Here is a 20,443-nt window from a genome sequence, read left to right on the forward strand (position 1 = left end):
ATTCGGTGCAGGGCAGCACCCAGGTTGCGGCGACGATGTTCTGGGACTCGGGAGCGGCCGATGTTCAGGGACCCGACCTCTTCGCCTGCTTGGGCCCCTTCCCCAAGGCGACCCCGGAGAACGCCGCGAGATACGGCCTGCCGGCCAACAGTTGGATTCTGTTCGGCTCCCCAACTCACCCCACGAGCCGCGGGCGCCTGCGGTTGTCGGGGCCGAACGCGGCCGACCCGATCCGCATCGAGGCGAACGCGCTGTCGAACCCCGACGACCTCAAGGCCGCGATCGCCTGCATCGAGACGCTGCGCGAAATCGGCAACTCCGCCGAACTGCGCCCGTTCGTCGCACGCGAAGTCATGCCGGGTGACCTCTCGGGCGCCGAACTCGATGATTACCTGCGTTATGCCGTGACCACTTACTGGCACGAATCGGGGACGGCGAAGATGGGTCGTGACCCCGCGTCGGTGGTTGACGGACGCCTGAAGGTGTACGGCATCGAGAACCTGCGCGTCGCCGACGCATCGATCATGCCGCGAATTACGAGCGGCAACACCATGGCTCCCTGTGTGGTGATCGGAGAGCGCGCCGCACAGTTCATCAAGGCCGAGCACCGGCTTTGAGCTGTTTGTTACCATCGCGCGGTGCAGGGTTCGGCTGCATCAGGTGAATGCCGCGGGCGGCGATCGGCTTCGCGACGCGACGTTCTGAAACTTGCCCTGGCGCCGGCTTTCCTCAGCTTCGTGACGTCGGCCGCCAGCTCCACCGCGCCAACGGCATTCGCCGCCGACATACGGCTGATCGACTTCGCCGAGCGCAGGATTTCCCCGGACGAGATCAAATCCGCGGGCTATGCCGGGGTGGTGAATTACGTTTCCGAGTCGCGGCCGGGCGCGAATTTCGAGGCCAAGCCGATCACCCGCGAGTACGCCGACGCGCTGCGCGCGGCGGGCCTGCAGATCGTCAGCAATTTCCAGTACGGCAAACCGGGGTGGCCGGACCCGTCGGACTACACCCGCGGCCACGACGGCGGGGTGGCGGATGCCCAGACGGCGCAACGGCTGCACGCCGCGGCCGGGGGCTCGGCGTCGGCCCCGATATTCTTCAGCGTCGACGACGACATCGACGAGAACACCTGGAACAGCATTGCGGTGCAATGGTTTCGGGGGATCAACTCCGCACTGGGCGTGGGCCGCACCGGCATCTATGGGCATGCCAATGCGTGCGGCTGGGCGATCCGGGACGGCGTCGTCGGGAACTCGACCACGCCCGGGCATCGGTGGGCGTGGCAGACCAAGTCGTGGTCGCACGGCGCTCGTGAACCCGCGGCGGTGCTCTACCAGGCGGTGGTCAACAGCCCGGCCAACCCCAGCCCGCTCCTCGGCGGGATCAACGTGGACATCGACGAGGTGTTGGCCGCCGACTACGGCCAGTGGGACTTCGCGCGCTGACCTAACGCACGGCGCCCCGCGAGCCCATGGCCCGCGGGGCGCCGCTTGGTATCCGGGTGTTACTTCAGATCGAACCGGTCGTTGTTCATGACCTTTACCCACGCCGCGACGAAGTCCTCGACGAACTTCCCCTGATTGTCGTCCTGGGCGTAGACCTCGGCCAGCCCGCGCAGCACCGAATTCGACCCGAACACAAGGTCATTCGCGGTCGCGGTCCACTTGATCGCGCCCGAGGCGCGGTCGCGGCCCTCGTAGACGTTCTCCGCGGTCTCCGACGGCTTCCACTCGGTACCCATGTCGAGCAGGTTGACGAAGAAGTCGTTGGTCAACGCTCCGGGCCGGTCGGTGAACACCCCGTGCTTGGTGCCGCCGTGATTGGCGCCGAGCGCACGCAGGCCGCCGATGAGCACCGTCGTCTCCGGGGCAGTCACACCGAGTAGGTACGCCCGCTCCATCAGCAGGTGCTCCAGGGGAGCCTTCTCTCCCGCACGGACGTAGTTGCGGAAGCCGTCGGCCCGCGGCTCGAGCACCGCGAACGACTCCACATCCGTGTTCTCCTGGGAGGCGTCGGTTCGCCCCGGCGCGAAGTGCACCGAGATCTCGTAGCCGGCGTCCTTCGCCGCCTTCTCGACCGCCGCGGATCCCGCCAGCACGATCAGATCGGCCAGCGAGATCTTCTTGCCGCCCGATGCCGAGCCGTTGAAGTCCTGCTGGATCTTCTCCAGCACGGGCAACACCTTGTCCAGCTCGGAGGGCTCGTTGCACTCCCAGTTCCGTTGCGGCTCCAGGCGCAACCGCGCCCCGTTGGCGCCACCGCGCTTGTCGGTGTTGCGGTAGCTCCCGGCCGCCGACCAGGCGGTCTTGACCAGCTGGGGAACGGACAGGCCCGCCCCGAGGACCTTGCTCTTCAGCTCAGCGACGTCCTTCTCGTCGACCAGCTCGTGGTCGACGGCCGGAACCGGGTCCTGCCAGAGCTGCGGCTCGGGAATCCACGGGCCGAGGTAGCGGCTGATCGGTCCCATGTCGCGGTGCAGCAGCTTGTACCAGGCCTTGGCGAACGCCTCGGTCAGCTCCTCGGGGTGGTCCAGCCAGCGCCGCGTGATGTCGCGATAAATCGGGGACTCGCGCATCGAGATGTCGGTGACCAGCATCGTCGGCGCCCGGCCCGGGCCGCCGAACGGATCGGGGATGGTCCCGGCGCCGGCGCCGTCCTTGGCGACGAACTGCCAGGCATCGCCGGGGCTCTTGGTGAGCTCCCACTCGTAGCCGTACAGCGTCTCCAGGAAGGTGTTGTCCCACTGGGTCGGGGTCGGCGTCCAGACCACCTCCAGGCCACTGGTGATGGCGTCCTTGCCAACGCCAGTGCCATACGAGCTCTTCCAGCCCAGCCCTTGCTGTTCGATCGGGGCGGCCTCGGGCTCGGGTCCGACCAGATCGCCGCTGCCGGCGCCGTGGGTCTTGCCGAAGCTGTGCCCGCCGACGATGAGCGCGGCCGTCTCCTCGTCGTTCATCGCCATGCGGCCGAACGTCTCGCGGATGTCGATCGCCGCGGCGATGGGATCCGGCTTGCCTTCGGGCCCTTCGGGATTGACGTAGATCAGACCCATCGTCGTCGCCCCGTAGGGCTGGGCGAGGTCGCGCTCGCCGGAATACCGCTTGTCGGTGCCCAGCCAGGTGTCCTCCTCGCCCCAGAGGATTTCTTCCGGCTCGAAGACGTCTTCGCGACCGAACGCGAAGCCGAAGGTCTTGAATCCCATCGATTCCAGGGCGCAGTTACCCGCGAAGATGATCAGGTCCGCCCAGGAGATCTTGTTGCCGTACTTCTTCTTCACCGGCCACAGCAGCCGACGCGCCTTGTCCAGGCTCACGTTGTCCGGCCAGCTGTTGAGCGGGGCGAACCGCTGCATGCCCTGGCCGCCGCCGCCCCTGCCGTCGAAGATGCGGTACGTGCCGGCCGCGTGCCAGCTCATCCGGATGAAAAGGCCGCCATAGTGGCCGTAGTCGGCGGGCCACCAGTCCTGCGAGGTGGTCATCACCGAGATGACGTCTCGCTTCAGCGCCTCGACATCGAGCTTGGCGAACTCCTCGGCGTAGTTCCAGTCCTCGCCGTAGGGGGTCGATTTCGGGTTGTGGGGCTGCAGCATCGACGGGTCGACCTGATCCGGCCACCAGTCGCGGTTGGTCAGCGGCCCGCGCGCCTTCGGTTCGGGCGAGGAGATCGCGGGGTTTTCGCTCTCGCTCCTGCTGGCCGTCTTGGAGTCGTCGTGCGGCGGCCGGCTTTCGGATATATCTGACACAGCAATCCTTCCTTGGTGATTGGGCTGCGATCTAGGGACCTGCAGTCGAACAGTCGGGGCACACGCCCCAATAGATGACCTCGGCCTCGTCCAGGACGAAGCCGTCCAGAACGTCGTTGTCGTCAGACGGTGTGAGGCAGGGCGCCTCACCGACCGCACAGTCGATGTCGGCGATGACGCCACAGGACCGACACACGACGTGGTGGTGGTTGTCGCCGACTCGCGACTCGTAGCGGGCGACCGACCCGGACGGCTGGATGCGGCGCACCAGACCCACCGTGCTCAGCGCGTTGAGGACGTCGTACACGGCCTGGCGGGAGACATCGGGCAGCCCCACGCGCACCGCGGAGAAGATGGTCTCGGTGTCCGAATGCGGGTGAGCGTCCACCGCCTCCAGCACGGCGATCCTCGGCCGGGTCACCCGGAGATCGGCCATCCGCAGTCGCTCCGCGTAATCGGCCGTCGATGACACCGCACCAATATGACGCACTTATCTGGAACGAGTCAAGAGTTTACTGTGAAGTAGCGCACAACTCACGGTGACGAATGAGCTACATCACGCGATTCTAGGTTGGCTTTAGCGCGCTGCCTTTGCGCCAGTCGTCCCAACTGATCGTCCAGTCGCCGTTCTGCGCCAGTGTCAACGGGGGGCCGCCGCTGTTGCGGACCTCGACCACATCACCCGGCACGGAGAAGTCGTAGAACCATTTCGCATTGTCGGCGTTGAGGTTCAGGCATCCGTGCGAGGTGTCCCGATGGCCCTGGGCCCAGACCGTGGCATCGAGCTCATGCAGATAGATGCCGTCGGTGCTGATCTTGGTGGCCCAGTTGATGGTTTCGCGGTAGCCCAGGCGGGAGTTCTTGGGCAGCCCGAACGTGGAGGAGTCCATCACGACGGGGTTGCCCTTGTCGAGCACGGTGTAGACGCCCGGGGGAGTCCACAGCGAGATGCTCTTGCCGCCGACGTTTTCGGTCCCGCCCATCCCCATCGAGGTGGGCATCGTGCGGACCAGGGCGCCGTTGTTGAAGACGCTGACCTGATGGGTCGCGTCGTCGGCGATGGAGACGTGGGCGTCGCCGATCCGGAACGACACCTTGGTGTCGTCTTGCCCGAATAGGCCGTTACCCAAAGCGATTCCATAAATCTTGGCCTCGGCCGTGACGGTCGTGCCCCGCGCGTAGTAGTGCTCCGGGCGCCAGTGGGCGTTCTGGTCGTCGACCCAGTACCACGACCCCTCCACCTTGGGGTCGGTGGTCACCGCGAGGTGCCGCTCCGCTTCGGCACGGTCGGCGATCTGCTCGTCGAAGTGGGCGACGATCACCATCCCGACGCCATATGTCCCGCCGTCTTTGAGGGCGGCCTCCGACGTGGTGGTGAACGAAACCTTGGTCTGGTTAGACGGCTTCAGCGTCGAAAAGGACGAAACTTGCGTCGAGGCAACGCCATTGGGGCCCCGGCTGGTGACCGTCAGGGTGTAGGTGCGGCCATAGCCCAGGGGGACGGTGGGCTTCCATACGGTGCTATCCGGTGTCATCACGCCCTGCACGGACTTGCCGCTCTCGTTGACCATGCGGACCTCGGTCAGCGTCCCGGCGTCCGCCTTGACCATCACCTGTGCGAGCGGGTCCACGTCGCGCGCATCGGGGCCCGGCGTGATCGTGACCTGTGCCGGTCCAGCGGATTTCGACGATGAGTTGCGGTGACCGCAGCCAGCTAGGGATGCCGCAACCAGGACCACGCCCATAACTGCGGCGACCACGAGCAGTAATCGCCGCGGCCCGCCGCTCCTGGGGATCCGGCGAACGGACCGGTCACTGGTCTTGGACATCATTGAGCTATCGGATCCTTGCGTTCTGTTGGGTGCCGGGTCGAATCGCGGCCCAGGCGGCCATGTTGTCCATCAGATGCCACGGACGTGCGGTTTTTAAACCGACCGGCGCACGGGCGAGGATCATGGCGGCATGGTCGACGACGAACTCGACAGTCTGTATTCGGCGCCGCCGAAGGATTTCACCGCGCAACGCACCAAGTTGGCCGCGGCGGCCAAGCGCCGGGGCGACGACGCCGGCGCCAAGCGGATTTCCGCGGCCAACAAACCCACCACCGCGGCATGGATCGTCAACCGGCTCGCGCTGCGCCACGCCGACACCAAACGGCGCCTGACCGACCTGGGCGACCGTCTGCGCGCCGCGCACGCGGCGATGGACGGCGCGCGTATCCGGGACTTGTCCGCCGAGCAGCACCAGCTCGTCGGCGAGCTCACCCGAACCGCTCTGCAAGCCGCCGATGTCAGCAACCCATCCTCGGCGGTGCGCGACGACATCACCAGCACGCTGCAAGCGGCCATCGCCGACCCCGAGGTCAGGGACCGGCTCGGCCGGCTGGCCCGGCCCGAGCAGTGGTCGGGTTTCGGCGACTTCGGCGCCGCGGCACCCGTGACGGCCGCCCGGGCAGGGCGGGCGAAGGAGCGGTCCGCGCCGGCGCGGCCACAGCCGGCGAAACAGCCCGTGCGCGACGCCGCAGCGCAGCGACGGCTCGAGACACTGACCGCAGCCGTGACAGCCGCTGAGCGCGAGCAGGCCGACGCCGAGGCCACACTCTCCGAGCGCCGGGCGGAGCGGGCCGCGGCCCGGCAGCGCCACGAGGAGGCGCTTGCGGCTTTGCGTGTCGCCGAGCGCGAACTCGAACGCGCCGAAGCGCACTACGAGCGGGCCGAGCACGCCGGCCGCGCCGCGGCAGAAACGGTCAAAGAGGCGAAAGCGCAGTTGAAGCGGGGCTGACAGGGTCCGTCGAAGCGCGGTGGTGTTTCCATGTGTGCAGCCGGGGTACTAGGCCACGCGTGACGTCTTTATGGTTGGCCGATCGGCCCGAACAGCCTTGGGCCGCAAGCAAGCTTGACGAGGGTCCCCGCTCCGCGGATGTCATCGTCGTGGGCGCCGGCATCACCGGGCTGATGACCGCGGTTCTGCTGGCCCGCGCCGGCAAGGACGTGCTGGTGCTCGAAGCGCGCACAGTGGGCGCCTGCGCCACCGGGAACACCACCGCGAAGATCAGCCTGCTGCAGGGCAGCCACCTATCGAAGATCCTGCCCCGGCATGGCAGGGAACTGGCTCGCGCCTACGTCGACGGGAATCGTGAAGGCCAGGACTGGGTGCTCGATTACTGCGGGTCGCATGGCATACCGGTGCAGCGCGAGGACGCCTACACCTACGCCCAGTCCGCCAAGGGAGTGCCGTCCGCGCGCCTGGAGCTTCAGGCGTGCCAGGCGGTGGGGCTGCCCGCCGTCTGGGACGACGACGCCGGCGTGCCGTTCCCGTATCACGGCGGGGTGCGGCTGCCCGATCAGGCCCAGTTCGATCCGATGCCGTTCCTGGACGCGCTGGCCACCGAGCTGCTCAACCGCGGCGGACGGCTGGTCGAGCACACGCGAGTCCGCCGGGTGTCGAGCCGCGGCGAACGCGTGCGGGTCCACGTCAATGACGCCGCGCAGCGCGACGTCGAACTCCAAGCCGGCCAACTGGTTCTCGCCACCGGCATCCCAATCCTGGATCGCGGCGGATACTTTGCGCGCGTAAAGCCCAGCCGGTCCTACTGCATGGCGTTCAAGGTCCCCGGCAACGTCACCCGGCCGATGATGATCTCCACCGACTCGCCGACCCGCTCGGTGCGCTACGCGCCCGTCGCGGACGGGGAGCGGCTGATCGTGGGCGGGGCCGGCCACACCGTGGGCCGCAAGAAGAGCCCGTCGAAGGCGCTCGAGGAACTCGCGTCGTGGGCCCGCAAGCACTACCCGGGTGCCGAGCAGACGCACTTCTGGTCGGCGCAGGATTACACGCCCATCGACCAGCTGCCCTATGTCGGGCCCATCCTGCCGCGCACCGAAACCATCTTTGTGGCAACGGGATTCAACAAGTGGGGAATGACGAACGGCGCTGCCGCGGCGTTGGCGCTGTCGAGCCGCATCCTGGGTGGCCGGATGGACTGGGCGAGGGCGTTCGCCAGCTGGAGCCCGCATGAGTTGACCGGCCTGCCAACCGCCATGCAGGCCAACCTGGAGGTGGGCTTCGACCTGGCCAAGGGCTGGATCACCCCGCTGCTGCGGGCCGGACGGCGCAGCCCGGGGGCCGACGAGGGCGGCGTGGTCAGCGGGCCGCCGTGGCACCTGGAGGCGCGCTGCCGGGTCAATGGCACCGAGCACAGGGTATCGCCGGTGTGCCCGCACCTCGGGGGAATCGTGAACTGGAACGACGCCGACCAGGCGTGGGAATGCCCGCTGCACGGGTCGCGCTTCGCCCCGGACGGCACCCTCCTCGAGGGGCCGGCCACCCGCGACCTGACCGCCTGAATCCGCGCGAAGGGCTCAGTCCGTCTTTTGGTAGACGAGCCAGCGTAACTCGACCGGCGAGTGCTCACGGTCGACGTCGAACACATCGAGACCGTTGGCCCATCCCTCGAACCAGCCCGTGGGCGGCCAGGCGCCCTCGGGCAGGTGAGCCTTCTCGTATTCGTAGGCGGAATCGTCGGCAACCAGCTCGAGGGACAGCCCCGCCGCCGCGGTCTCCAGCTGGTCGCGCGTGTAGATCATGGTGTTGCACTGCTGACCGAATTGCAGCACGGATTCGTCGGGGACGTAGCCTTCGCGGGGCAGGAAAGCGTTGAACACCAGACGCCCGCCGGTAGCAAGGCATTCGGCGGCGAGCTCGAATACGCCGCGCAACTCACGGGTCGTTCGGAAGTCGGGCACCACCTCGGAGAGCACCATCAGCTGGTATTCGTCGTGGACGCTTTCCATCGCGGTGAAGACATCGCTCTGGATCACGTGCACGGCCAGCGACTCGCTCTCCGCCTCGGAGCGCATGACGTCGGCGAGCTTGGCCGCCATCTCCACCGCGTCAACCGGGTGGCCGCGGCGTGCCAGGGCCAGGGCGTTGCGCCCGGTTCCCGCTCCGACGTCCAGCACGCGGTAGGTCGTCGGGTCGGCCGCTTCGGCGGCCAGCGCCAGCACCCGCGCGTCGGGCTCGGTGCCGAACAGCGGCGCCGGGCGCACGGCCACCCACTCGTCGTAGTCGGCGTCGAGCGTCCGCCACTCGGCCTTGACGCGGATGTTGATGCTCGTTCCGAAGTACGCGTTGAACGAGATGAGGATGTCCGAGCGGGGGGAGGCCTTGAAGCCCTTCGCCAGCTCGGTCTCGAGCGAGATTCGCAGCTGAGCCGACTGTTCGGGCGTGTGCCAGACGCCCAGTGTGGCGCACAGGTTGCCGCACAGCTGTACGTATTCGTCGATCAGGCTCGGGACGGCAGGCACCCTGATGTGCCCCTCGGCCGAGGTCCGGCGATACAACCGCCTGACCATCGCTTCGTAAAGCATCGACGGGTCGACAGAGCCGGAAGGCGGATCTTGCACCAGAACCTTCTACACGACCCGGCCGCTTTGCACCACCGATCGGACCACCGCGTCGATCAGTCCGAGCGGGCGGCGTCTTCCAGGAGGTCGGCGGCCTTGGCGACACTCTCGGCGGGCTTGCTCATCTGCGCGGCGACCTCAAGGGCGCGAGCCGCGCATTCCGGAGTCAGCACAGAGCGTAGGTCGGCGACCAGCGAGTCCAAGGTGCTGTCCAGAAAGCGCCGTCCCGCACCGACTTTCAGTCGTTCGACGGCCTCCGCCCACATCGGCTGATCCCATACCGTCCAGAGGATGAGCGTGGGAACTCCGGCGCGCAGGCCTGCCGCCGTGGTGCCCGAGCCACCGTGGTGGACCACCGCGCGGCAGGCGGGGAAGACGGCCGCGTAATTCAGCGCGCCCACCACCTTGACGTGGTCGAACCGCGGCACGCCACCGAAGTCGTTCGCGCCGGCGCAGATCAGCGCACGCTCGCCCAATCGCGCGCAGGCGGCACTGATGACGGCGACGGTCTCGGCGGGAGACTCGATGGGTGTGCTGCCGAAGCCGAAGTAGATCGGCGGCGTGCCGGCCGCAATCCAGGACAAGGCCTCATCGTCGGCATCCGTCGGCAACTCCAGAGTCAGCGACCCGACAAAGGGGCGCCGACCGCCCGGCTCCACCCATTCGGCGGCCGGCCCGGGCAAGCACAGCTCGTCGTAAGTCTGAAGTTCGAGCAATCCGTCGTCGCGCGTCGCCAGGACGGCCGCCTCGGGCAGGCCGAGCGCACGGCGTTGGGCTTCTCCGGCCTCCCTCGTGATTCCCGAATACAACTCGCTCGACGGCATGATCCGCGCCGGGAAGACGTGCAGCGCGGCGAGCGGAATCCCGTGATGTTCGGCGACATTGGCAGCGAGCGCCTGGTCGTTCATGTGCGCCAGGAGCAGGTCAGCCCCCTTCGCCACCGATGTCAGCGTCGCGCTCTTCTTCGCCCAGATCCGGTTAACACGCTCGCTGGCTTCAGACAGCGCGCCGATCCCGTACTGAAAGCGGCCGAGAAACTCCGAGGCCGCATCCATCGAGCCTTGGGTATCCGGCCCGTAGGCGACCGCGGGGACTTCCGCCGACTCGACGAAGCCGACCTTGTCCGGCGGGACGGCCAGGCGCACGTCGTGACCCCGGCGCGACAGCTCCCGGCCGAGGGCGGCGCAGGGCTCGATGTCGCCCCGCCCGCCGTAGCTTGCCAGCACAAATTTCATCCACTCCGACCTAACTCGCGGTGACGGTATTGATCCAAGCAGACCGGCCAGTCGGGGCCGCCGGACGCGGACCCCGCCGGCGCCGCCCGCCTTCGGCGTGGCGCGTCCGGTGCGGTTGACCGGTTTGGCGGCGATCCGGAGGTAACTTATCGGTGCGCTGGGACACCCCAACGTCGTTGAATTCCTGGTCACCGCCCATGCTCGAGCCCCTGCCGCTAAGGCTCCGCGGCCAGAGGCCAGGGCCCGGTCGACCGTCATCGCGGTACCTGTACTACTTAAAGGATCGAAGATTTGTTTGCTGTCCGTTGGGCAACCCCACTACGGCCAGAAACGAGCCATTCACACTGCGGCCACCAGTTGAACCGTCCGGAGGAGACGACTCATGGATTTCGCAGCACTACCTCCGGAAATCAACTCCGGGCGGATGTACACCGGGCCGGGGGCCGCGCCGATGCTGGCCGCCGCGATGGCCTGGGACGCGCTGGCCGTCGCGTTGCATTCGGCGGCGGACTCGTACCAGGTGGAGGTCACGGCGTTGACGGGCGGGCCCTGGCTGGGGCCATCGGCGGCGGCGATGTCGGCCGCGGCCGCCCGGTACGTGGCCTGGACACGGGCCGCCGCCGCGCAGGCTGAACAGACCGCCACCCAGGCCAAAGCCGCGGCCGCCGCCTACGAGGCGGCGTTCGCGGAATCGGTGCCGCCGCCCGTCATCGCGGCCAACCGCAGCCTGCTGACGTCCCTGATCGCGACCAACATCTTGGGGCAGAACACGCCGGCGATCGCGACCACCGAGGCGCAGTACGCGGAGATGTGGGCTCAGGATGCCGGGGCCATGTACGGCTACGCGGCGTCGTCGGCGGCGGCGGCGCGGCTGACACCGTTCGCCTCGCCGCAAGAGAGCAGCAATTCGGGCGGGTCGGTGCGGCAAGCGGCTGCCCTCAACCAGGCCGCCGGCACCTCGGCCGGAAAGGTGCAGAGTGCCCTCTCGCCGACCCAGCAGGCCTTCACCGCGACGCCCGACGCGTTGCTCAACCTCGCAAGCCCCCTCGACTATGGCTTCGGCGGACGCGACCTGCTGGGCCTGGCGGCGGACCTGAGCGCGGTCTTCGTCGACCCGGAAATCGGAACGGCGGGGCTCGCCGCCGCGATCGTCGCGCTTCCCTACGACGTGTCCGGCGCACTGACCGGTTTCCACACCGATGACATCGTCAGCGGCTGGGCAGGGGTGCAGTCCTGGCCCGGGTCGGCGCCCGTGCCCCCCACCCCCTTCCCGGTGATCACCAACCTGGCGGGCGGTTCGGCCGCGACCGCGAGCCTGGGCCAGGCGAATACGGTCGGCGGTTTGTCGGTTCCGCCGGGCTGGGCGGCGGCCGCCCCCGCGGTACGCCCCGCCGCCCTGGCCCTGCCCGCCACCACTGTCGGCGCGGCCGCGCAGGCCTCGTCCAGCGGCTCCGGAAGCCTGTTCGGCGAAATGGCCGCGGCGAGCATGGCGGGGCGCGCTATGGCCGGTACGACAGGCGCGGGTGTCGCCGGCCGCGCCGAACGGCTCAGGGCCACAACGCAAAAGGCGACGCAGGATGGTTCGGGGGCGCCGCAGGTTCCGGCGGGCGGCCCGATCACCAGCATCGCCGCCGAGCTGCGCGAGCTGGCATCCCTGCGCGATGCGGGAATCATCACCGAGGACGAATTCAACGAGCAAAAGCAACGGCTGCTCCCGCACTGACTCCAAAAACCGGGGATAGCTGATCGCGTTCCGTTCACTGCTTCCCGAATGATGTCCAATATCGACAGATGTCGCGGGCAATTGTTTCGTACGATATTTGTATGTCGCGGCGACATTTCGCGATTGATATCGAACCGAACTATGAATTGATGAGCAGGTAAGCGGCGCGCCATTCTTCGCCTATCACGGCAAGCCGAAGTGTTACCGTTTGCACGCGCCAAGCTTTTCCGATCGAACTTCGCGAGCGCCCATGTTCACTTCCACGACAGCGTCCCCGCGCCGCACCGCGCTGGTGGCGGCGTGCGTCGGCGTGTGCCTGCTTTCATCGTGTCGCCCGGCGCCGCCCTCTACACCGCAAGCGAACGCGCCGTCGGCCATCGTCAGCAGCGCCCCCAGCAATCCCACGCCGACGCCGGCGGCCGGCGCGCATCCGTCGATCGAAGGCGGCGTCTACGGCGATCCCGCTACGGCCGCAAAGTACTGGCAGCCACAGTCGCTGGAGGACAACTGCGGGCTGATGTCCGTGGCCGACGTGGTCGGCGAGATCACCGGCCACGCACCTACGGAGCAGCAGATGATCAAGCTGGCGGAGTCGACGCCCTCACAGACCAATCCCGGGCCCATCTACGCACCGCGCGACGACCCGAGCCACGCCAGCGGTGACGGCGGCATCGAAATGGCCGATGCGGTAGTGCTACTCGACCACTACGGCATCAAGTCGGAGGTAACCTACGCGGCGCATCCGGATCAGACCGGTCTACCCGCGCTCGAGCGGTACCTCGCCGATAATCGCAAGGTGATCGCCTGGGTCAACTCCGCCGTCATCTGGAACACCAGCGACCAGCGGACCAAGGCCGATCACTTTCTGGTCGTCACCGGGATCGACACCAACAGGGAGATCGTCCACCTCAACGACCCTGGGGTCGATCACCCCGACGAACAGGTCACCATTCCGACGTTCGTGACCGGCTGGCAAACCGGACAGGAATCGATTGTCGTCACCGCGACTCCTGGCTGAGTGCCGGCTTTCCCGGGCAGACGGACCGGCCCTCCGGGGTGTGATCAACACTCACGCCGAGGTCACGGAAATGGTCCCGGCCGCCGATTACCACGACAACAGCAATTTTCTTAGTTTTAATATTCGCCGCATCGCCCGCTCATATACTGACCCCACCTCGACACCGACAACAAAAGAAGGGCACGAAATGCTTGCACCGCGTTGGCTGGCCAAACTGACAATTCCCGTCATGGTTGGCGCTGCCCTCACCGCAACCACGGCGATTGCCTCGGCCGACAGCACGGACGACGCATACATCGCGAAACTGCACAACTTGGGATTCACCTGGCCGTCGGGGAGTGACTCCGACATGATCGCAATGGGGCACGCGGTCTGCGCCGACCGGATGGCCGGCAAAACACCGGATGCGATTGCCGCCGACTTGCATTCGAGCATGAGCTCGAAGGGCTTCTCGTTCGCGGACATGACCGGCTGGGTCAGCGCGGCGGAGTCGACCTACTGCCCGGGCTGATCGCTCCCTGACCCACCACTCGGTTTCGCGCCCCGCCCGCATACGCTGAGCGAGACAGTTGGTGCGGTCTCGCCGAGTGGGGATGGGCAGTGGAGGGTTCGACGGCCTTTTCAGGTTTCGCGGCGGTGGACATGCAGGTGCACAGCCTGCTCCGCTACCCAGTGAAGTCGATGCTCGGCGAAGCCGTGCCCGACCTGTACGTCGACGAGCATGGCGCCGAAGGCGACCGGCGGCTGGCGTTGCTCGACGCCGCCACCGGGCATGTGGCCAGCGCCAAGAACGCCCGGTTGTGGCGCGGCCTGTTGAAGTGCACTGCGAATGCGAACGCCGGTCGGGTAAGCATCGGACTGCCCGACGGCACCAGCGTGAGTGCCGACGACCCCGGCATCGACGACCTGCTTTCCGCCCTGATGGGACGGCCGGTCCGGCTGATCGCGCAGCGCCCCGAGGGCGCCACGCTGGTGCGTCCGGACCCGGAGAAGTTGCTCGAGCTGGGCTTGGACGCCGAGGTCGGCGGCCGCATCCTGGAGATCGCCCAGGCGACTCCGGGCGATGCCTTCACCGACGAAGCCCCACTGCACGCGATCACCACCGCCACGCTCGAGCACATCGGCGTCGAGGCGCTGCGGTACCGGCCCAACCTGGTGATCACAACGCCGCCGGGTTACCCGCCCTACGCCGAAAACGACTGGGTCGGCGGGGAGATCGCCGTCGGCGACGCACGGCTACGGGTCCTGACTGCCACATCACGGTGTGTCGTACCCACGCTCGAGCACGGTCCACTGCCACGCGCTCCGCAGGCGCTCCGCACACCTGCGGCCGAAAACCGTTGGGACACAGGGGGTCACGGCGCCCAACCGTGCGCTGGCGCCTATCTCGCCGTGGTGACGCAAGGGGTCATCCGCGTCGGTGACCAGGTCACCATCGGCGGGTAGGCGGTTCAATCGGTGCGCAGCGGTCTTGTCATGCGCCATGTCAGGCGCCCAGATTGCGCAGCGCAGTGTCGAGCTCCTCGGCCTGCTCGGCCAGCTCGCGTTCCGAGAGCTGCGTGCCTCCGGCCCGCTCCAGCACCTCCTGGCGCGTCGCGATCTGCAGGGCGCCACGGTAATCCGGTGCATCCAACTCCGCCGGCGAGGCGACGTCGATGCGGCCCTCGATCGCGACCAGCGCCGCGTGTTCATCCTCGGCGGCCAGCAGCCGCCGGACATCGTCAGCGTTGACGTTCATCTCAAGTCGCCCCAACCATTTTCATGACAAGCAATACCGCTACCGCGAGGAAGACCACGGCGAAGACACAAACGGCGATCACCGTGAGTAGGGAACTGGGGGTGAATCGCCCGGTCGCCGGCGGCTGGTGCTCACCGACGCCCGACGTTTGCGGCGCCGCAGGGGGAGTGGACCCCGGTGGCACGCCGCCACCCGCCTCTAGGCCGGGCGTTTGCACCGGGTCGGGATTAGGAGGTTGTGCTGTCATCGCTGACGCCTGTCCTTCCTGGGCTTACGGTGTCGCTCGCACCGGGTTTCATACCGGGTCGCATCGCCACCCGCGCACCGCGTTGCATTCCCGCCCAGAACGCGCCCAAACGGGATGCTGCGATTACTGGCCGATCAGCGGCGCCCGCCCTGCGATCACGTTGTGTATGAGAAGCATTCAGGCGGCCGGAGGCCAGGTACCTAGGATTCCGAGTGCGGAGTGGGGCTTTGTGCGGATTCCCACTTCGCCTCCAGCGACCTGGTCACCATCGTGCCGGCGGGCAGGTCCAGCTGAAAGGTCTCCCCGTCGTCGTCCTGGAAGGTGAGGGTGTAACCGGCGTCGGTGGAGTCTTTGAACACCACCTTGTAGGGCTGTTCACCCGAGCCACGATCGACGGCGATGACGTCGCCAGGCGAGACGTCGTCGATGAGGTCGTTACCGGAGGCTTTGGACATACGGTCGACGGTAGCCGATCAGGCGACCGCGCCCGTATCTCGATCACATTCGCTCCCCGGCGACCACCACCCTGCGCACGAATTCCGTTGCAGCGCTGGCACGTTCATTCGCACCCGGGAGGATGATCCGGCCCCCACGCGCGGGTGACGCAGGTCACATGCGTGTTTGATCGGCGTCATCGGTGGAATCACTGCCCTGATACGAACGAACGCAATTCTTGGCTAAACGCCGCAAGGAGATTTTCGATGAGCGAGCAGAACAAAGCCGACGAAGCGCGCAGGGGCCTGATCGATTCGGTCAAAGGCAAAGCCAAAGAGGTCGTCGGGGCGGTTACCGGCAACGAGTCGCTGACCGCCGAGGGGCAGCTCGAGCAGACCCAGGCGCACGAGCGCAAGGAAGCGAACGCGATGGAGGCCGTGGCCGAGGCGCAGGCCAATCAGGCGCAGGACGCCGCGGCCGAGGCCAAGGTTGAGGGCGCCCAAGAACGCGTCGCGGCAAACGCGCAAGCCGTCGCCGCCGAGGAATCGATCGAAGCCCAGGAGGCGGCTCAGAAGCGGGCCGCCGAGCAGGCTGCACGGCAGCGGGCGACCGCCGAGAAGACTCAGGCCGAACTCGACGCGCAGCGCGAAGCGCAGCGAGCGAAGGCCGAGGAGCGCGCCGAGATCCGTGAAGCGTCGGAGGACATCATCGACGCCGTCGCCGAGCACCAGACGTCGGTCCAGGTGGCGCGCAACGAAGAGTCGGAGGCCGACCGCCTGCGACGCCAGGCCCAGAACGTGACCGACGAAGCCGACCTGCCCTGACGGCGGGCCACACACAGGAGAAGTTGATGAGGATATCCGAAGTCCCGTTCGCGGTTTTGCGGTTCCACTACCAGCTGGCCCGTTTCCCGTTGCAGGTCATCGAGGACCGGGTTGTCACCCGAATCCCGACCGAAGCGCCCGCTCGCCTGCTGTTCGAGCGTTCGCTCGGCATGCTGGACACCACGGTCGGCAATGTGCTCGATGACCCGAAGCTGGTCGAGCGTGGGACGGCGCTCGTCGAGCGCAGTGACGCGCTGGGCCGCGCGGCGCAGCTGGACGCGAAGGCCGCGGCCCGCAAGGAACAGGCCGACGCGAAGCTGAAGGGCGCCCGCGACGAGGCGATCGAGGACCGGCAGGAAGCGCAGGCCGCCACGCAGCAGGAGATCACGCAGGCCCGCAACGCCGCCGAGCAACGCAAACAGGAAGCCGCACAATCGGCCCAGCGGCAGAGTGCCGCGGCGAAGCGGCGCGCCGACGAGGCGGCGGACAGGCAGAAGCGCACGGTCGAGTCGGCCAAACGCCAGGTGGAGACCAGAACCCAGGCCGCCGAGAAGGCCGCATCCAAGGCCGCGGCGGCGAAAATCGACGAGGCCGAAGACAAGTTGGGCGACGCCGCCGACAAGCGCTCCGAGGCGGACCGGGTCGCGGAACTGGCGGCCGCCGAGAAGCGGCTGCGGCAGGAGGAACGCGCTAACGACTGACGCGCGCGCAGCTCAGACCCGCGGCGGCGGCCCCTGGTTGACCTTGTTAGCGGCGAATGTCGCGGCCTGGGCGGTCATTCCGGCGTCGATGTAGGACACGTGCGCCATCAGGTTGCCGCCACCGGAGCAGATCGGGTCGTCGGTCGCACACAAGCTGATGACCTTCGATCCATACGCCGGGTTGATCGTGGGTAGCGGTTGGCCGCCCCACAACATCGTCGAGAGTCCACTGCTGGGCTCGCCGAAGAGGGCGACGGCGGCGACGTGATCGGCGACCGGAGCCGGCATCGCGTTGGTGGCCAGGTCGATCACCGTCGAGCCCTGGGAATAGCCGCCGAGCACGATCCGCGAGTTCGGGCAGCTGGCGACGGTGTCTTGGACGTGTGCGCTGGCGTCATTGGATCCGGCATTCGCGCTGTTGTGGTAGTCGTCGTTGGCCGGGTAGTTCACGGCGTAGACGTCGACGGACTTCCCGCCGAGTTGCGCGGTGAGCGAGTCCACGAACGCCTGCCCGATGTTGCCCAGACCGGGCTCCTGATGAGTGCCGCGGGCGAAGACCACCGAGACGTCGGAGCACGCATCGGCGGCAGCGGTGGGCAGGGCGATAGGTGCGCTCAGCACCGCCCACGTCGCCACCACAGGGAGACCAACAATGCGAGTAAGTCTGCGTGCACTCATGCCGAAATCCTGTCACATCAGTGCACGCCTGGGTGCCGGCGGTCGGCTCTACCGTGATGACGCGGGAGCAGGCAGCCGAATCGCTCTGGCGCACAAGAGATTCTCAGTCGGCAATAGTCCGGATGCGAATGGGGCCCGCCCACTCATCGTCGGGATCGACGACGGTGCCGCGCTGCGTTATCTCCACGTGGCCCGATTTCGCCAGGTCACGCGCGGCGTCGCGCGCGTCCGGCATCAGCTCACGCCAGTCCGCACCACCCACGGCACGGGCGGCATCAGAGGGGCAGATGCTGCTGCGCGGGCCGCGATGCTCGGCCAGCGCGCGGATTGACGATTCCAGTCGGTGCCTGATCGGCCCATCCCCGAGCGCGACCCCGGCATGGTCGGCGCCGGGGCCACCGCCGTCAAGCACCCGGCGGAGTTCGGCTCGTAATCGCTCAGCCACGCTTAGCGGCCGCGCCATTGGGGCTTGCGCTTCTCGGCCCAGGCCCGGAGACCCTCGGCGACGTCCTCGGTCGCACCGGCCACCTTGCGCATGGTCTCGCCGAAACGGACCGACTCGATCCAGCCCATGTCCGCCGTCCGCCACGCCACTTCCTTGGTCGCCCGTTGGGCCAGGGGAGCGGCCTCGGTCAGGGTCCTCGCCCAGGCCCGGGCTTCGGCCTGCAAGTCGTCCGGCTCCACCAGCTTCCACACCAGGCCGATTTCCTTGGCCCGCTCGGCGCTCATGGGCTTGCCGGTCAGGAGCAGTTCCATGGCGTTGGCCCAGCCGACCCGCTGGGGCAACCGGATGGCCCCGACGATGGTGGGCACGCCGATCGACACCTCGGGAAAGCAGAACGTCGCCTCGGTGCTGGCGATGACGAAGTCGCAGAAGAGTAGGCCGGTCACTCCATAGCCGATGCAGGGCCCGTGCACGGCGGCGATGGTCGGCTTGAACAACTCCATCCCGGACTCGAAGGAGTTGATCGTCGGCTTCTCCCAGAAGGTGCCGCCGAAGGTGCCCACCGAGCCCTCGCCGTCCTTGAGATCGCCGCCGGCGCAGTAGACGCTCCCGTTGGCGGTCAGGATCGCGACCCACGCATCCAGGTCGTCGCGGAACCGCTCCCACGCCGCGTTCAAGTCCTGGCGAAGAGGCCCGTTGATGGCGTTGCGAGCCTCGGGGCGGTTAAGGGTGATGGTGGCGATGTGGTCGTCCAGCTCATACGTGACGAGACTCATGGGTTCACCCTAGGGCGCCGAGTGTGCCTGCTGAGTACGAGAACTGGCCTGAATTCGTCCATACGTCCGACACTCGGCGGACGGCGGGCGGCCCGACCCCCTAAGTACGGCAAGTCGCGGTGACCCCTGGGGTTTGCAGCCGCCCGGCGAGCCAGGGCAGCGTCGCGGCGAATGCCGTTGCGGCAGAGGGCCAGTCGTGCCTTCCGGGCAGTTCGACGATGCTGCAGTCGATGCCATGGGCGGAACCGAGACCGCAGAGCGATTCCGCGGCGGTCTGACCGACCGCCTTCGGCCGGGCGCCATGTCCGCCCGGAACCGCGAAAAGCCCGGACAGGTCGGAGTAGGTGCCGTGGCGCGCGATGACCGTGCTGGGATCGAACGACGACCAGGCCTCCGAGTCGCCGCCGAACAACCGGTCGACGGTTTGGGATCGCGTGCCCGCATTGGGCGCGAGGTCACCGCCGACGTCGACGAAGGCGCCGAACGTGCCGGGATGCATGACGGCCAAATCGACCGCACAGGTACCGCCGGAGGAGAAGCCGACGACGCCCCACCTCGCCGCCGCGAATTGGACATTGATCGCGGGAACGACATCGGCGGTCAGGTGGTCGGCGGCATTGCCGCGTGACCCGTTCACACACTCGGTGTCGACGCCGAACCCGCCGGTCGCGTCGGCGAAGACGGCAATAGGCGCGTTGCCGGCGTGCGTCGCGGCAAAGGCGTCGAGGGTGCTGACGGCCTCGCCGGCGCGAATCCAGTCGGCCGGTGTGTTGAATTCACCGCCGAGCATGAGCACCGCCGGCAGCCGCACTGGTGGTGTGCTGCTGAACCAGGCCGGTGGCAGGTAGACCCATTCGCCGCGGTGGCGAAAACCCGACGCTTGGTCACCGGAGTCAACCGCGAGGACCACACCTCGCGACGGCTTGACGCCTTTGTGCCGCATCGCCGCAACGGCATCCCAGTCGGCTTGGCCGGGCAACGGCGCATTGGTCAGTTGGCCCCAGGCGGCGTAGACGGTGGGGAAGTAGCCCAGCCAGCCGTTGATGGTCAGTCCCGTGCTCAGCAGGCAGAACGAGGCCGCGAAGACGGACGCGTTGCGGCGCCACCAACCGGCACCACGCCAGCCGACTACCGCGATCACAACGGAGAATCCCGTGAGGGAGACCCACAGCCACATCGGCCACGGCGCCGGCTCGCTGGCCAGACCGAGTGTTTCGTAATGCCAGTGAATGATCGCGCCGAACAGGGCGCCCGTAACCGCCCCCGCCGGCACCGACAGCACCCGCCAGCGGCGCCCCCGCCATCCGATCGCGTACACCAACGCCACGATCGTGAGCAGCTCGACGGCGATCGGGATGGCGCCCCGCATCAACGAGATTCGCCACAGGGGATTGGTGTAGTCGGCCGCCTGCGCGAGACGCGAAATCGCCGCCGGCTTGGGATATTCCATAGCCGCTGTGGACTACCCGCGCCGCT

General features: G+C 67.7%; 22 protein-coding genes. 10 read left to right on the forward strand and 12 right to left on the reverse strand.

Annotated elements, in window-relative coordinates:
- Together A5697_RS08550 and A5697_RS08555 are read left to right on the forward strand one after the other, a co-directional pair.
- On the forward strand, nt 1-617 hold a 617-nt coding region (locus A5697_RS08550; RefSeq protein WP_231972008.1), incomplete at its 5' end, for a GMC oxidoreductase.
- Between the two features lie 21 nt (nt 618-638).
- Complete coding sequence (locus A5697_RS08555; RefSeq protein WP_068009678.1) at nt 639-1,445, forward strand: DUF1906 domain-containing protein; 807 nt, start codon at nt 639-641, stop codon at nt 1,443-1,445.
- Between the two features lie 59 nt (nt 1,446-1,504).
- Here A5697_RS08555 and katG read toward each other — a convergent pair whose 3' ends face one another.
- The 3 genes from katG to A5697_RS08570 form a co-directional block, all read right to left on the reverse strand.
- Nucleotides 1,505-3,748, reverse strand: a complete 2,244-nt coding sequence (gene katG / locus A5697_RS08560; protein ID WP_369806093.1) for a catalase/peroxidase HPI — start codon at nt 3,746-3,748, stop codon at nt 1,505-1,507.
- A gap of 25 nt (nt 3,749-3,773) precedes the next feature.
- A complete protein-coding gene (locus A5697_RS08565; protein ID WP_067950843.1) occupies nt 3,774-4,214 on the reverse strand; it encodes a Fur family transcriptional regulator in 441 nt (146 codons plus the stop codon).
- A 94-nt stretch (nt 4,215-4,308) separates the two neighbouring features.
- On the reverse strand, nt 4,309-5,487 hold the full coding sequence (locus tag A5697_RS08570) for an Ig-like domain-containing protein (protein ID WP_369806094.1): 1,179 nt from the start codon (nt 5,485-5,487) through the stop codon (nt 4,309-4,311).
- 217 nt (nt 5,488-5,704) lie between these two features.
- Between A5697_RS08570 and A5697_RS08575 the strand changes: the two genes are divergently transcribed.
- Complete coding sequence (locus A5697_RS08575) at nt 5,705-6,523, forward strand: hypothetical protein (protein ID WP_068009682.1); 819 nt, start codon at nt 5,705-5,707, stop codon at nt 6,521-6,523.
- A 59-nt stretch (nt 6,524-6,582) separates the two neighbouring features.
- Entirely contained in the window at nt 6,583-8,088 is a 1,506-nt protein-coding gene (locus tag A5697_RS08580) for an FAD-dependent oxidoreductase (RefSeq protein WP_197500960.1), read from the forward strand.
- A 15-nt stretch (nt 8,089-8,103) separates the two neighbouring features.
- On the opposite strand, the gene A5697_RS08585 is transcribed toward A5697_RS08580, so the two are convergent.
- Together A5697_RS08585 and A5697_RS08590 are read right to left on the reverse strand one after the other, a co-directional pair.
- Entirely contained in the window at nt 8,104-9,147 is a 1,044-nt protein-coding gene (locus A5697_RS08585) for a bifunctional 2-polyprenyl-6-hydroxyphenol methylase/3-demethylubiquinol 3-O-methyltransferase UbiG (protein ID WP_068009686.1), read from the reverse strand.
- A 56-nt stretch (nt 9,148-9,203) separates the two neighbouring features.
- Entirely contained in the window at nt 9,204-10,382 is a 1,179-nt protein-coding gene (locus A5697_RS08590) for a glycosyltransferase (RefSeq protein WP_068009689.1), read from the reverse strand.
- A gap of 382 nt (nt 10,383-10,764) precedes the next feature.
- On the opposite strand from A5697_RS08590, the gene A5697_RS08595 reads away from it, so the two are divergent.
- From A5697_RS08595 to A5697_RS08610, 4 genes are all read left to right on the forward strand, one after another.
- Nucleotides 10,765-12,105: a PPE domain-containing protein gene (locus A5697_RS08595; RefSeq protein WP_068009690.1), complete on the forward strand. Its 1,341-nt coding sequence runs from the start codon at nt 10,765-10,767 to the stop codon at nt 12,103-12,105.
- A 250-nt stretch (nt 12,106-12,355) separates the two neighbouring features.
- A complete protein-coding gene (locus A5697_RS08600; RefSeq protein WP_067950858.1) occupies nt 12,356-13,123 on the forward strand; it encodes a C39 family peptidase in 768 nt (255 codons plus the stop codon).
- Nucleotides 13,124-13,163: 40 nt separating this feature from the next.
- Nucleotides 13,164-13,634 carry a DUF732 domain-containing protein gene (locus A5697_RS08605; protein WP_231972009.1) on the forward strand — a complete coding sequence of 157 codons (471 nt, stop codon included), beginning with the start codon at nt 13,164-13,166 and terminating at the stop codon, nt 13,632-13,634.
- A gap of 131 nt (nt 13,635-13,765) precedes the next feature.
- Nucleotides 13,766-14,569, forward strand: coding sequence for an MOSC domain-containing protein (locus tag A5697_RS08610; protein ID WP_369806095.1), 804 nt, complete (start codon nt 13,766-13,768; stop codon nt 14,567-14,569).
- A gap of 40 nt (nt 14,570-14,609) precedes the next feature.
- Here the strand turns inward: A5697_RS08610 and A5697_RS08615 are convergent, their stop codons facing one another.
- The 3 genes from A5697_RS08615 to A5697_RS08620 all read right to left on the reverse strand — a co-directional run bounded on the left by A5697_RS08615 (nt 14,610) and on the right by A5697_RS08620 (nt 15,563).
- Complete coding sequence (locus A5697_RS08615) at nt 14,610-14,861, reverse strand: hypothetical protein (RefSeq protein WP_068009695.1); 252 nt, start codon at nt 14,859-14,861, stop codon at nt 14,610-14,612.
- A 1-nt stretch (nt 14,862) separates the two neighbouring features.
- Entirely contained in the window at nt 14,863-15,108 is a 246-nt protein-coding gene (locus A5697_RS28330; RefSeq protein WP_082953300.1) for a DUF6480 family protein, read from the reverse strand.
- 200 nt (nt 15,109-15,308) lie between these two features.
- Nucleotides 15,309-15,563 carry a hypothetical protein gene (locus A5697_RS08620; protein ID WP_068009698.1) on the reverse strand — a complete coding sequence of 85 codons (255 nt, stop codon included), beginning with the start codon at nt 15,561-15,563 and terminating at the stop codon, nt 15,309-15,311.
- 246 nt (nt 15,564-15,809) lie between these two features.
- On the opposite strand from A5697_RS08620, the gene A5697_RS08625 reads away from it, so the two are divergent.
- On the forward strand, nt 15,810-16,367 hold the full coding sequence (locus A5697_RS08625) for a CsbD family protein (protein ID WP_068009700.1): 558 nt from the start codon (nt 15,810-15,812) through the stop codon (nt 16,365-16,367).
- A 26-nt stretch (nt 16,368-16,393) separates the two neighbouring features.
- Nucleotides 16,394-17,068, forward strand: a complete 675-nt coding sequence (locus A5697_RS08630) for an IF2 family translation initiation factor (protein WP_068009702.1) — start codon at nt 16,394-16,396, stop codon at nt 17,066-17,068.
- 12 nt (nt 17,069-17,080) lie between these two features.
- Here the strand turns inward: A5697_RS08630 and A5697_RS08635 are convergent, their stop codons facing one another.
- The 4 genes from A5697_RS08635 to A5697_RS08650 all read right to left on the reverse strand — a co-directional run bounded on the left by A5697_RS08635 (nt 17,081) and on the right by A5697_RS08650 (nt 20,417).
- Nucleotides 17,081-17,746: a cutinase family protein gene (locus tag A5697_RS08635; RefSeq protein WP_068009704.1), complete on the reverse strand. Its 666-nt coding sequence runs from the start codon at nt 17,744-17,746 to the stop codon at nt 17,081-17,083.
- Nucleotides 17,747-17,849: 103 nt separating this feature from the next.
- Complete coding sequence (locus A5697_RS08640; protein WP_231972010.1) at nt 17,850-18,191, reverse strand: DUF3253 domain-containing protein; 342 nt, start codon at nt 18,189-18,191, stop codon at nt 17,850-17,852.
- Nucleotides 18,192-18,193: 2 nt separating this feature from the next.
- Entirely contained in the window at nt 18,194-18,967 is a 774-nt protein-coding gene (locus A5697_RS08645) for an enoyl-CoA hydratase/isomerase family protein (protein ID WP_068009706.1), read from the reverse strand.
- 100 nt (nt 18,968-19,067) lie between these two features.
- Complete coding sequence (locus tag A5697_RS08650) at nt 19,068-20,417, reverse strand: alpha/beta hydrolase family protein (protein WP_231972011.1); 1,350 nt, start codon at nt 20,415-20,417, stop codon at nt 19,068-19,070.
- Nucleotides 20,418-20,443 lie beyond the last annotated feature (26 nt).

Origin of the sequence: Mycobacterium sp. E3251 (assembly GCF_001666835.1) — a bacterium.
In the GTDB taxonomy this organism is placed as follows: domain Bacteria; phylum Actinomycetota; class Actinomycetes; order Mycobacteriales; family Mycobacteriaceae; genus Mycobacterium.

Coding starts and splice junctions, on each gene's coding strand:
- A5697_RS08570 (WP_369806094.1), bottom strand. CDS start 5,487: ATGGGCGTGGTCCTGGTTGCGGCATCCCTAGCTGGCTGCGGTCACCGC.
- A5697_RS08575 (WP_068009682.1), top strand. CDS start 5,705: ATGGTCGACGACGAACTCGACAGTCTGTATTCGGCGCCGCCGAAGGAT.
- A5697_RS08590 (WP_068009689.1), bottom strand. CDS start 10,382: ATGAAATTTGTGCTGGCAAGCTACGGCGGGCGGGGCGACATCGAGCCC.
- A5697_RS08595 (WP_068009690.1), top strand. CDS start 10,765: ATGGATTTCGCAGCACTACCTCCGGAAATCAACTCCGGGCGGATGTAC.
- A5697_RS08600 (WP_067950858.1), top strand. CDS start 12,356: ATGTTCACTTCCACGACAGCGTCCCCGCGCCGCACCGCGCTGGTGGCG.
- A5697_RS08610 (WP_369806095.1), top strand. CDS start 13,766: ATGCAGGTGCACAGCCTGCTCCGCTACCCAGTGAAGTCGATGCTCGGC.
- A5697_RS08615 (WP_068009695.1), bottom strand. CDS start 14,861: ATGAACGTCAACGCTGACGATGTCCGGCGGCTGCTGGCCGCCGAGGAT.
- A5697_RS28330 (WP_082953300.1), bottom strand. CDS start 15,108: ATGACAGCACAACCTCCTAATCCCGACCCGGTGCAAACGCCCGGCCTA.
- A5697_RS08620 (WP_068009698.1), bottom strand. CDS start 15,563: ATGTCCAAAGCCTCCGGTAACGACCTCATCGACGACGTCTCGCCTGGC.
- A5697_RS08625 (WP_068009700.1), top strand. CDS start 15,810: ATGAGCGAGCAGAACAAAGCCGACGAAGCGCGCAGGGGCCTGATCGAT.
- A5697_RS08630 (WP_068009702.1), top strand. CDS start 16,394: ATGAGGATATCCGAAGTCCCGTTCGCGGTTTTGCGGTTCCACTACCAG.
- A5697_RS08635 (WP_068009704.1), bottom strand. CDS start 17,746: ATGAGTGCACGCAGACTTACTCGCATTGTTGGTCTCCCTGTGGTGGCG.
- A5697_RS08645 (WP_068009706.1), bottom strand. CDS start 18,967: ATGAGTCTCGTCACGTATGAGCTGGACGACCACATCGCCACCATCACC.
- A5697_RS08650 (WP_231972011.1), bottom strand. CDS start 20,417: ATGGAATATCCCAAGCCGGCGGCGATTTCGCGTCTCGCGCAGGCGGCC.